We start from the raw sequence: 11978 nt of genomic DNA, 5'->3' as shown, positions 1-11978 counted from the left end.
TTCACTGCTCGCTCACGTTGCTCGGGCGGGTAACGCTTCGACATGTGCTTCATCCTTCACAAAGGACGAAGCGGCATCAAACCCGAGACGGTTCAGATCGCGCTCGTCCAAGCAGTGACCAACGCCAAAGTGTCACTGGCCACGCTGAGGCGTCGCATCGAAGAACGACCGCCACGGCGATACAAAAGAGCGATTCTCGACGCGCTCGGCCTGGTCGGGGACGGGGTTCAGTCTGCACTCGAACATCGGTATGTCCTCGACGTCGAAGCCGCTCACGGGTTGCCCACGGGGAATCGTCAGGGTCGCGTCGTCGTCGACGGCCGCACGTTGTTCGAAGACGTGGATTACAGCTCTCATGGGGTCCCGCTGATCGTCCGACTCGACGGCGCGCGCTACCACTCACGACGTAGCGTGCAATTTCGAGATCGTCGGAGGGACAACGCCGCCGAACTCCTCGATCGCCCCAGGTTGGTTTACGGGTGGGAGGAGGTCACCCAGACCCCGTGCGCAGTGTTCGGCGAGGTCCGGTCCGTCCTGGTCAGAGAGGGATGGTCCGACGCGTCGTACCCGTGCTCTGCCGAATGCGGCCGTGCGTGGAAAGTTTGTGCCTGAACCAACTTTCCACGCACGGGCGCGTCAGCGCAAGATCGCCTCCGCCGGAGTGCCATTGTCCTGCAGCGCGGCGACGGTCGCGGCCTCCATACCCGGGGACCCACAGACCAGCACCTGGTGATTCGTGAACGGTTCCTGGACACTCACGACGTCGGCGAGACTCCCCTCCCAGCAGTGCTCCGGTCCGAAAAATGATGCATCCGAACCGATTTCGGTGCGAATGGTGTCATTGAACCGATCCGGCCCCCACGGGTCACCGAGCTGATCGACGACGGGAATCACCGTCAGCCACGGCAGTTGCGACACCAGAATCCACAACAAATCCGACGCATACAAATCGCGTGGCGACCGGCCCCCGACGTACAGCGTGACGTTCGGAGGCGACGGTCTGCGCGTCAGCTCCAAGATGATCGCGCGCAGCGGCGCGAGACCGGTTCCGCCCGCGATCATGACGACGTCACGCCCCGAGTCGTCGACACGCAACGCCCCACCCGGATTACTGAGCTGCCACACGTCGCCGGGACGGGTGTCGTTGACGATCGACCCACTGACCCACCCGGCAGGGACCGCGCGAACGTGGAACTCGAGCTTCCCGTCGAGCGACGGCGGAAGCGCGGGCGAATAGCGCCGTGACACCCGCGGATTCTGGGGAACCACCACGTCGACGGCCTGTCCCGCGTCGAACGGAACGACGTCCCCGACGAGACGCACCACGGCCAGATCGTTGCGTAGGCGGTGGTACTGAACCACCTCGGCGTTCCACGTCTGCATGGGCACCCAGCCTAGCTGCGCCTTCGGCGCCCGTGCGCGCAAAGTTGGGACCTGGACCAACTACGCACGCACGGGTGCCGAAGGCGCACTCACCACGGGTCGTGATGCACGCTCGACAGGTCGACGCCCCCGGCCTGCAATCGGAACCTGGTGGTGTTGATCATCGACGGCGAACCGACGATCTGGATGTCACGCCCCTCCCACGCACCGAACTCGGCGACCACCTGCCCGATCTGCCCGACGATCGGCGCAGTCTCGAGCGCCGGACCGTCGTGCATGTACCACCACGGATTCTCCTCGGACTCCACGACACCGACGACGGACAGCCACGGGTTGATCGCGGCGATGTGCTGCAACGTCGAGAAATCGTAGAGATCGCACGGGTACTTGCCACCGACGAACACGTGCACTCGGGGATTGTCCGTGCGCGTCGACATCTCCATCAGCTGCGCCCGTATCGGTGCAATGCCGGTTCCCGACGCGATCAGCAGCCGGTCGCGCCATTCCGCGGTGTGACGCGTCATGCTGCCCAGAGGGGACCCGAGGGTCCACCGATCACCGACCGCGGTGTTCGCGACGACCGCGGGACTGACCCAGCCGCCGGATACGCGTCGGACATGGAATTCGATCTGGCCTTCGGCGTTGGCCGGGATCGCAGGCGACAGGTACCGCCACATGCGGGGTCTGCTCGGGATGGACACACTGACGTACTGGCCGGCGCTGTAGTCCATCGGCTGGTCGAGCTGCAGCCTGATGATGGATACGTCGTCGAGGACACGGATGTGGTCGACGACGGTGCCGTGCCACATGGGCGGGCCGTCGTCGGTGTTCGCGCCGTCGATCATCGCTCCGGCGATGACGGCGATGGCCTCACGCCACGCGGAGTCGACCTCGTCGGTCCACAGTTCGCTGCCTGCGAACTGCTCGAGCGCGGTGATCAGCGCGTTGCCGACGGCCGTGTAGTGCGCGTCGACGACGCCGTATTTGCGGTGGTCACGACCGAGCTGGGCGAGGAACGGGACGACTCTGTCGAGTTCTTCGAGCTGATCGACGACGTGCGCGATCGCGGAGACCAACCTGTCTCGCTGAACATCCATCGCTGCGGGGAAGAAGTCGCGCGCCTCCGGATTCCGCGCGAACAGGATCGCGTAGAACGAGCTGGTCAGCTTCTCGGGCCCACCATCGACGGCCGCAACCGCCTTGAACGTGGCCCTGACAAGCGAGATCGCCCGAGCATCCATTTCGAAGCCCCCAATCCGCGCCCGAGACGCGGGAGTCCGCACTACCGATCACCGTTCGGTCGAATGCGGAGATCGAGGTCGATTTTCGGAGAGTCTAACTCAGTGAATCCATTTCGACGTCGCAGGAAAAATCCCTTCGGACCGGTAAGGAAACCGTTTCCGAACTCCACCCCTGTAATTCGATCGGAACCGAACCGTACATCCGAAAAAGCGTGGGCCACTTTGTTTTCGAGGCCTTCCACGCTGTCGCCCGAGGCCTTAGTATCTGCGGGGCACCAAGATCGACTTCTTGCCGAGTGAAAACGGGGGTTGGCGCATCGTGACTGTCGCTGTCGGGGCGAACGTGGACAATTCGACGCTCGATCGAAACGGACAAAGAAGGCGACACGAGGTTCACGATCCCGATCTTGCGCGTCGCCTCCTCGAATGCGCCGAGTTCTTCGACGTCCCCGAACTGGCACACCTGCCTGCGTCGCGAAAGTCCGAAGCACTCGCCGAACTCGGGGACACCGGCACCTATGTGCAGACGTCGGAGGAAATTCTCGTCGGCGCGAAACTTGCGTGGCGCAACCACGCACGATGCGTCGGGAGAAAGCACTGGCGCACCCTCGAACTCATCGACGCACGCCACGCCACGACGGCTCAGGAGATCGCCGACGCATGCTTCGAGCACCTGCGGCGTGCGACCAACGGTGGTGCACTGCGCTCGATCGTCACCGTCGGCCCGCCGCCACTACCGGACGGGCGGGAGTACCGCATCGTCTCCCCTCAGCTCATTCGCTACGCGGGGTATCGGAGCGACGACGGCACGATCACCGGCGACCCGGCCCACCTGGAACTCACCGAGCTCGCCGAACGGCTCGGTTGGCGAGGTGCGGGCACGCAGTTCGACGTTCTGCCGCTGATCGTGTCCACCCCGGACGAGCCGCTGCGATGGTTCGACGTCCCCGAGGAACTCATCCTCGAAGTCGAGTTCGAGCATCCCAACTACAAGTGGTTCGCGAAGCTCGGCCTCAAGTGGCACGCAGTCCCCGCGGTGTCCAACATGGACCTCGAGATCGGCGGAGTCCGCTACCCCTGCGCGCCGTTCAACGGGTGGTACGTCAACACCGAGGTCGGTGCCCGGAACTTCACGGACAAGGATCGCTACGACATGCTTCCGACCATCGGGAAGAAGCTCCGCCTCGACATGAGTTCGGAGCGCACGCTGTGGCGAGACCGCGCGCTCGTCGAGCTGAACCGGGCGGTGATCCACAGCTTCCGCGAGGCAGGCGCCTACATGGTGGACCACCACACCGTCGCAAAGCAGTTCGTCGACCATGTCGACAGAGAAGCAAAAGCGGGAAGAGCATGCCCGACGGATTGGACGTGGATCAACCCGCCGATGTCGTCCGGAATCACCCCGACGTTCCACCGGCTCTACGATCCCCCGGACATGGACATCAGGCCGAACTTCGTTTCACGTGGATCCTCGGGCTGCCCGTTCTCCTGAGCGGCGGGCCCACCGCGCGGTGAAGCGTCAGCGCTGGTTGCGCGGCTTCCAGACGACGAGGGCGTTGCGCTGAACCGGGACGAGGTCGCGCCGATACCCGGCGTGCACGTTGGCCAGTTCCTGCGCGAGTTCGGCGACCCGCGCCTGCAACGCCTCGACCTGGTTGGTCAGCTCGATGATGCGCTTGATGCCGGCGAGGTTGACGCCCTCGTCCTGTGACAACCGCTGCACCTCGCGGAGCAGCGCGACGTCACGGGGCGAATAACGCCTCCCGCCGCCGTTGGTGCGGTGAGGTGTCACCAGCCCGAGGCGGTCGTACGTGCGCAAGGTCTGCGCGTGCATGCCCGCCAACTGGGCGGCTACGGAGATGACGAAGACCTGGGCGTCCGGATCACCGGGCGGGCCAACCGGGGGGACAGTCATCACGCACCTGCCCACCCGGCCCGCGGGTCGAATCCGCTGGCCTTCTCGGCTTCCAGATATGCGTGCAGGGCTTCGGTGGCCGGGTCGTCCAGCTTCTGCGGCACCGCAACCTTGACGGTGACCATCAGATCGCCGGCAGGTCCGGACTTCTTCGGGACGCCGCGGCCACGGACTCGCAGCACGCGCCCGTCGACGGTGCCGGGTGGCACCTTGACGCCGACGCGCCCGTCGAGCGTGGGAACGGACAACGTGGTGCCGAGTACGAGTTCGCCGTAGCTGACCGGAACCGTGACCGTCAGGTCGTCACCGGTACGCCCGAATACCTTGTCGGCGCGCACGCGCACGGTGACGTACAGGTCACCCGACGGCGCTCCGCGCAACCCGGCTTCGCCTTGGCCTGCAAGTCTGATCTTCTGGCCGTCGGACACTCCCGGTGGGACACGCACGGTGATGGTTCGAGTGCGGTTCTGCACACCCGTTCCTCGGCAGTCCTCGCACGGGTCGTCGATGATCGAGCCGGTTCCGCGGCAGTCGTCGCACGGCTCGCTGAATCCGAACGCACCCTGGTTACGGTTGACGACACCGGCGCCATTGCACCTGGGACACACGCGCGGGCTGGTTCCCGGCTTCGCGCCGCTGCCGTGACACGTGGTGCACGACGACGGGCTGGTCAGCCGTAGCGGAACCGTGACGCCCTGCGTGGCTTCGCGGAAACCGAGTGTCGTCTCGGTCTCGACGTCGCTGCCACGCCGTGGCCGGTTGCTCGTCGTGCGCTGCTGGCCACCACCGCGGTTGAACAGGCCACCGAACAGGTCGCCGATGCCACCGTCGCCGCCGCCACCTTGTCCGAAGATGTCGCCGACGTCGAACGTCTGACCGCCACCACCGAAACCGCCTGCACCGGGGTTGAATCCGCCACCGCCGCGACCGAAACCGCCGGACGCGAACAGCCGTCGGGCCTCGTCGTACTCCTTGCGCTTGGCCGGGTCCGTCAGAACGGACTTGGCTTCGCTGACGGCCTTGAACCGCTGCTCTGCCTCAGCGTTACCCGGGTTGGCATCAGGATGGTTGTCCCTGGCCAACTTTCGGTACGCCTTGGTGATTTCTTCCGTGGTGGCGCTGGAGGAAACGCCCAGCTCCTTGTAGAAGTCCTTCTCGATCCACTCCCGCTGGCTCACCGGGCGTTTCCTCCTCTCGCGCTATTTCTTTTTACTGCTCTTCGGAGGCAGGTGCATCCGATTCTTGTACTGCATCCACGACGCCCACCATGGCGGTGCGCAAGACCCGATCGCCGAGCTTGTAGCCCGGACGCATCAGGATCCCGACGACGGGGTTGCTGCCGTCGCCCTCGTGCGAGACGGCTTCGTGGATCGACGGATCGAACGTGTCGCCGGTTGCACCGAAGGTGGACAGACCGATGGTCGTGAACACCCCGGCCAGCTTGTCCGCCACCGACTTCAGCGGACCCGTTTCCAGGTCGCCGTGCTGGCGCGCACGCTCGAGGTCGTCGAGCACCGGAAGCAGCTGGGACACGACGGACGCCTTGGCGTTGTCGATGACCGACTGCTTGTCCCGGTCCGTACGACGCCGGTAGTTGGTGTACTCGGCCTGCAAGCGCTGCAGGTCGGCAGTCAACTCCGCGACCTCGTCCTTCTCGGGCTCTACGATCTCGGGCTCCGAGACGACCGCTTCTTCGTCCACCGAGTCGGGCTGGGGAGCAGTCCCGGTGCCCGCGAGGGGCTCCGGAACTGCGTCGCCTTCCCGTGGTTCGTTGGTCAAGGGATCTACCTTCCTCTTGTCCACGAACGTCACGGGTTCCTGCTCGGTGTTACCCGACGTCACTTCTTCTCCGTGTCGACCGGCTCGTCCACGACCTCGGCATCGACGACACCGTCGTCCTCTGCCTGCGCCTGACCTTCGGCGCCGCCTTCCTTGGCCTGAGCCTCGTAGATGGCGGTTCCGAGAGCCTGCGACTCGGTCGACAGCTTCTCGACGGCGGTCTTCACAGCCGCGATGTCACTGCCGGCGAGTGCCGACTTGGCCTCTTCGATGGCCGACTCGACGCGTCCCTTGAGCTCGGCGTCGACCTTGTCCTCGTTGTCCTTGACGAACTTCTCCGTCTGGTGGACGAGGGACTCTGCCTGGTTGCGGACCTCGGCCTCTTCGCGACGAGCCTTGTCCTCGTCTGCGTGAGCTTCCGCGTCCTTGACCATGCGGTCGATCTCTTCCTTGGACAAGCCTGAGCCGTCCTGGATCTTGATCGTGTTTTCCTTGCCGGTGCCCTTGTCCTTCGCGGTGACGTGCACGATGCCGTTGGCATCGATGTCGAACGTGACCTCGATCTGAGGGACGCCGCGCGGGGCCGGGGGCAGCTCGGTCAGCTCGAACGAGCCGAGGAGCTTGTTGTGCGCTGCGATCTCGCGCTCACCCTGGAAGACCTGGATCTGCACCGACGGCTGATTGTCGTCAGCGGTGGTGAAGGTCTCGGACCGCTTGGTCGGGATGGTGGTGTTGCGCTCGATGAGCTTGGTCATGACGCCACCCTTGGTCTCGATACCGAGAGACAGGGGTGTGACGTCGAGGAGCAGAACGTCCTTGACCTCACCCTTGAGAACACCGGCCTGCAGTGCAGCACCGACGGCCACGACCTCGTCCGGGTTGACGCCCTTGTTGGGCTCACGTCCGCCGGACAGTTCCTTGACGAGCTCGGAGACTGCAGGCATACGCGTCGAACCACCGACGAGCACGACGTGGTCGATGTCCTTGACGGCGATGCCGGAGTCCTTGACCACTGCCTGGAACGGCGCACGAGTGCGGTCGAGCAGGTCGGAGGTGATCTTCTGGAACTCGGAGCGGCTGAGCTGCTCGTCGAGGAACAACGGGTTCTTGTCCGCGTCGACCGTGATGTACGGCAGGTTGATCGACGTGCTCTGGCTGGAGGACAGTTCGATCTTGGCCTTCTCGGCAGCCTCACGCAGACGCTGCAGAGCCATCTTGTCCTTGGTCAGATCGATGCCGTTCTGAGCCTTGAACTTGTCGACGAGCCAGGTCACGATGCGCTCGTCCCAGTCGTCGCCACCGAGGTGGTTGTCGCCGGACGTCGCACGGACCTCGACGACGCCGTCGCCGATTTCCAGCAGGGAGACGTCGAACGTGCCGCCACCGAGGTCGAAGACCAGAATGGTCTGCTCGCTGTCGCCCTTGTCCAGGCCGTATGCGAGAGCTGCCGCGGTGGGCTCGTTGACGATGCGCAGGACGTTGAGGCCGGCGATCTGGCCGGCTTCCTTCGTTGCCTGACGCTGCGCGTCCTCGAAGTAGGCGGGCACGGTGATGACCGCGTCGGTGATTTCCTCGCCCAGGTAGGCCTCTGCGTCGCGCTTCAGCTTCTGCAGCGTGCGCGCGCTGATCTCCTGCGAGGTGTACTTCTTGTCGTCGATCGCAGTCGTCCAGTCGGTGCCGATGTGGCGCTTGACGGAGCGAATCGTGCGGTCGACGTTGGTAACCGCCTGGTTCTTCGCGGGCTGGCCGACCAGCACTTCACCGTTCTTGGCGAAAGCGACGATCGACGGGGTGGTGCGTGATCCCTCGGAGTTGGCGACCACAACCGGCTCGCCGCCCTCGAGGACGGACACGACCGAGTTGGTGGTCCCGAGGTCGATACCGACCGCACGAGCCATAGTGTTTCCTCCTGTTTGTTGCTTGATTCGATTCCTAGCTGAGCGAACCTCGCTCAAGTCTGCAAGACAGTTTCGAACTCTGTCAACTCGGACTTGAGCCTCATCCACTCAAGGCTGTCGAAAAGCTCAACGGAGGGGTTTTCGGATTTGTTCCCGGCCTCCCCATGTGCATGGAAATACATAGCGGGTTGCGTATTTCCATGCACATGCGCGAAGCGCCTGCGCCGCGACAGGCGTACCCGTCGCGGCGCAGTTATCGGTGAAACGTCTATGCGTCTGCCTCGTCCTCCACGACCGGTGCGCAGTTGATGCTCAGCAGGCCGACGGCGATGTTGTTCGGGTAGTTCGCGTCGAGCTGCGGCGAGAACACGGCAGCACCGCCGGGCCGGGAGACCCACTCGGTCAGCTCGCTCGGCACGGTGTAGGTGACCTTCTCGCCCGCTTCGATGAGTTCTTCGTTGAAGACGCCGGGAGCGTCGGGGAACACGGCGAAGTTGGTCGCGACGTCCGCTGCATCTCCGACACCGAGATTCTCGACGTCGATCGTCAGGGCGGCGAACAAGCCCTCTTCACCTTCGCGCGCGACGCAGGCAGTTCCGATGGAGACGGCGAGGTCGGGCGACTCGGGGATGGACGATCCGAACGGCGAAGGAGCCGGTGCTTCTCCTTCCTGTGCCGACGCGATCGGCGCAAGCGCGACCGCACCGACGGCGGCGGCGATGGCGGCCGTCGAGGCCAAGACGGTGGTGCGGGCGAAGCGACGCATATGTGACTCCTGTGACTGAAGTGATTGTTGTTGCGTCTAACTATTACCTACATCAATCGGACATTCCACACCGAGCGGTCTCGATTGGGTGACGTTCCGAGCACCGTAGATCACGGCTTACACGCATGTAATTCACCCTCTGCGGGCGTCGGAACTCAGGTTTCGCGTCGAAATCATCGGGGGATACTTCAGCACTGCGGCGCACCCGTCCCGTACGTAGGGTCTAGGAAAAAGCGAGGCTACGGAGGCACATGGATCCCGAAGTGCAGCACGAACCGAGCGAGATCACGTACGACGAGAAGTTCTACCCGGCCAGACCGCGACCACTGCGCCCCTCCGTCCGGCGCGCCGACCGCAACGGCGCGAAATCGCAGGACGGGGACCCGTCGTCGGACAATCCTCAGTACGTCGATTGGCTCAGAGAACAATCGATGCTGCGCGACGCTACGCTGATCGCCGAACAGCTCTCCGGCAAGGGAAGCATGTGGCAGAACCCCTACGCCGATCCCAACCCGCGCGGTGCCGTCGAACGCGCACCTGTCTGGTTCACCGCGTATCCCATCTCGGTCATCAACGCTCCGCGCACCAGCTTCCTCAGCACGCTCGGCGACGAGGCGCTGTGGCAGGCATTCTCCGAAATCGGTATCACCGCAGTGCATACCGGCCCGGTCAAGGTGGCAGGTGGCATTCATGGCTGGCGTCCGACCCCGTCGGTCGACGGCCATTTCGACCGCATCGGCATGCAGATCGACCCCGCGTTCGGCACCGAAGAAGAGTTCCGACGCCTGTGCGTCGTCGCGTCTGCATACGACGGCATCGTCATCGACGACATCGTCCCGGGCCACACCGGTAAGGGCGCCGACTTCCGCCTTGCCGAGATGGCCGTCGCGGACTATCCCGGCATCTATCACATGGTGGAGATCGAGCCACAGGACTGGCATCTCCTGCCCCGCGTGCGCGCCGGAGCCGATTCACAGAACATCGACGCCGAAGCCGAAGCCAACCTCGCGCGCGCCGGTTACATCATCGGCCAGCTGCAGCGAGTCATCTTCTACGAGCTCGGTGTCAAGGAAACCAATTGGAGCGCAACGGCTCCCGTCGTCGGGATCGACGGCGTCGAACGCCGATGGGTGTACTTGCACTACTTCAAGGCCGGTCAGCCCTCGATCAACTGGCTCGACCCGTCCTTCGCCGGGATGCGTCTGGTGATCGGCGACGCGTGCCACTCCATCGCCGATCTCGGTGCCGGCGCCTTGCGTCTCGACGCCAACGGGTTCCTCGGCGTCGAGCGGCGGGCGGAAGGCCCGGGCTGGTCCGAGGGTCACCCGTTGTCGGAAGCGGCGAATCACTTGATCGCGAGCGTCGTTCGCAAGATGGGCGGGTTCACCTTCCAGGAGTTGAACCTCACGATCGACGACATCAAGGCGATGGGCACCAACGGCGCCGACCTGTCGTACGACTTCATCAACCGACCTGCGTACCACCATGCACTGGTCATGGGAAACACCGAATTTCTGCGGCTGACCATGGGATTGGCCCGAGACCACGGCGTCGACGCGGCGTCGTTGGTGCATGCACTGCAGAATCACGACGAGCTCACGTTCGAGCTGATCCACTTCGCGACGCTGCACGCCGAGGACGAGTTCAACTACTGCGGAGAGGTGGTCAAGGGATCGGACCTGGGCGATCAGATCCGCGCCGAGTTGACCGATCGCCTCACGGGCCGCTGGGCTCCCTACAACCGGACCTTCACGACCAACGGAATCGCCTGTACCACAGCCAGTGTCATCACTGCTTCGCTGGGAATCCGGGATCTCGACCGGATGGACGAGTCCGACATCGAGACCGTCAAGACTGCGCACCTCATGCTCGCGATGTACAACGCGCTGCAACCCGGCGTGTTCGCGCTGTCGGGCTGGGACCTCCTCGGAATTCTGCCGGTCGACGCGGACGACGTCGCCGAGCTCATTCGGGAAGGCGACACTCGGTGGATCAACCGTGGTGCGCACGACCTGATGAACGGCTACCCCGACGCCGAGCGCTCGGAATCCGGGCTGCCGCGCGGCCGAAGCCTGTACGGCTCGCTCCCCGAGCAGCTGAAGGATTCGAATTCGTTCGCACGCCGCCTGGCTCGAATCATCGAGGTGCGCAACAGGTACGGCATCGCCACGGCGCAGCAGTTGGACGTCCCCACCGTCTCGCACAAGGGACTGTTGGTGTTGGTACACGAGCTGGGCCAGGGCACCGTCCAGGCCACCGTCATCAACTTCTCGTCGGACGAGGTCGCCGCGACTATTCAGTCGAAGCACCTCACGTCGGGCGCCACTGTCTACGACATGTTCGATGACACCGAGGTCGCCGTCGTCGACGAGTTGAACAGCTTCCCGATGACGCTCGCGCCCTACCAGGGAGTCCCGGTCATCCTGCGGTGACTCTAGGATTGTCTCTCGTGAGCGAATCCGGAAGTGACCCAGAGATCCGTCGGCCGCCGCCGCGCCCGGAGTTCGTCGTCGAGCCGCTGCGTCCGCGCGTGGAGCCGACGGGTCCTACCGTCGCGTTCCGAGTTGCGCTGTGCGCCTGGGTCGCCGTCGCTGTCGTGGTGCTGGGTCTCGCTGCCGTCGTCGCGTTCGAATACGACGGCGTGCGTGCAGCTTTGGAGACCTCGGTGCAGGACGCCGGTTCGGGTGCTACGTCGTCGGAGGTCTCGGACACCGTCACGGTGACGTTGCTCGGCAGCGGTGCAGTCGCCCTGCTGTTGCTCGTGTTCGCGGGCCTCGGTTTGTCGATGGCCGCCGCCCGGAAGGTCGCGTCGGGCATCCTTCTTCTCGTCGTGGGCCTCGCGACGATCGGCGCGAGCATGCTGTTCTGGTCGTTCATGTCCGACGCCGGATCCATCGCCGCCGGTGTGCTGCAGTGGGGGCCCTTGGCCTGCGCAGGCTTCGCGGGAATCGCCACGGTGGCCGCCGGAACCGGGTTGACGCAGCGCTGATCGAGCC

General features: G+C 64.6%; 10 protein-coding genes and 1 pseudogene. 4 read left to right on the top strand and 7 right to left on the bottom strand.

Going from position 1 to position 11978, the window contains the following annotated elements; translation table 11 throughout:
• Positions 1–81: 81 nt before the first annotated feature.
• Positions 82–612: pseudogene (locus CHB96_RS30190) on the top strand (putative endonuclease domain-containing protein); the annotation flags it as partial.
• Positions 613–636: 24 nt separating this feature from the next.
• Here CHB96_RS30190 and CHB96_RS21080 read toward each other — a convergent pair.
• Together CHB96_RS21080 and CHB96_RS21075 are read right to left on the bottom strand one after the other, a co-directional pair.
• Positions 637–1383, bottom strand: coding sequence for an FAD-binding oxidoreductase (locus tag CHB96_RS21080; protein ID WP_089249893.1), 747 nt, complete (start codon positions 1381–1383; stop codon positions 637–639).
• Between the two features lie 89 nt (positions 1384–1472).
• Positions 1473–2624 (bottom strand): globin domain-containing protein, encoded by a 1152-nt coding sequence (locus CHB96_RS21075; RefSeq protein ID WP_089249891.1) that lies wholly within the window; start codon positions 2622–2624, stop codon positions 1473–1475.
• Positions 2625–2943: 319 nt separating this feature from the next.
• Between CHB96_RS21075 and CHB96_RS21070 the strand changes: the two genes are divergently transcribed.
• Positions 2944–4116 carry a nitric oxide synthase oxygenase gene (locus tag CHB96_RS21070; RefSeq protein ID WP_089249889.1) on the top strand — a complete coding sequence of 391 codons (1173 nt, stop codon included), beginning with the start codon at positions 2944–2946 and terminating at the stop codon, positions 4114–4116.
• A 27-nt stretch (positions 4117–4143) separates the two neighbouring features.
• On the opposite strand, the gene CHB96_RS21065 is transcribed toward CHB96_RS21070, so the two are convergent.
• The 5 genes from CHB96_RS21065 to CHB96_RS21045 all read right to left on the bottom strand — a co-directional run bounded on the left by CHB96_RS21065 (position 4144) and on the right by CHB96_RS21045 (position 8982).
• Entirely contained in the window at positions 4144–4539 is a 396-nt protein-coding gene (locus tag CHB96_RS21065) for a heat shock protein transcriptional repressor HspR (protein WP_089249887.1), read from the bottom strand.
• The gene (gene dnaJ / locus CHB96_RS21060) at positions 4539–5717 is read right to left on the bottom strand and encodes a molecular chaperone DnaJ (protein WP_089249885.1); all 1179 of its coding nucleotides are present in this window, start codon (positions 5715–5717) and stop codon (positions 4539–4541) included. The genes CHB96_RS21065 and dnaJ overlap by 1 nt, the downstream gene beginning before the upstream one ends.
• 31 nt (positions 5718–5748) lie before the next feature.
• Positions 5749–6381 carry a nucleotide exchange factor GrpE gene (gene grpE / locus CHB96_RS21055; RefSeq protein ID WP_089249883.1) on the bottom strand — a complete coding sequence of 211 codons (633 nt, stop codon included), beginning with the start codon at positions 6379–6381 and terminating at the stop codon, positions 5749–5751.
• Positions 6378–8216: a molecular chaperone DnaK gene (gene dnaK, locus CHB96_RS21050; protein ID WP_089249881.1), complete on the bottom strand. Its 1839-nt coding sequence runs from the start codon at positions 8214–8216 to the stop codon at positions 6378–6380. Before dnaK ends, grpE begins: the two co-directional genes overlap by 4 nt.
• Before the next feature lie 268 nt (positions 8217–8484).
• Positions 8485–8982, bottom strand: a complete 498-nt coding sequence (locus CHB96_RS21045; RefSeq protein WP_089249879.1) for a hypothetical protein — start codon at positions 8980–8982, stop codon at positions 8485–8487.
• Between the two features lie 251 nt (positions 8983–9233).
• On the opposite strand from CHB96_RS21045, the gene treS reads away from it, so the two are divergent.
• Entirely contained in the window at positions 9234–11414 is a 2181-nt protein-coding gene (treS, locus tag CHB96_RS21040; protein ID WP_089249877.1) for a maltose alpha-D-glucosyltransferase, read from the top strand.
• 17 nt (positions 11415–11431) lie between these two features.
• Positions 11432–11971 (top strand): hypothetical protein, encoded by a 540-nt coding sequence (locus tag CHB96_RS21035; protein ID WP_089249875.1) that lies wholly within the window; start codon positions 11432–11434, stop codon positions 11969–11971.
• The last annotated feature ends 7 nt before the right edge of the window (positions 11972–11978 follow it).

This window comes from Rhodococcoides kyotonense, assembly GCF_900188125.1.
Classification (GTDB): domain Bacteria; phylum Actinomycetota; class Actinomycetes; order Mycobacteriales; family Mycobacteriaceae; genus Rhodococcoides; species Rhodococcoides kyotonense.
Note: the sequence above shows the minus strand (reverse complement) of the source record. Positions and strands in the feature narration are given on the sequence as shown.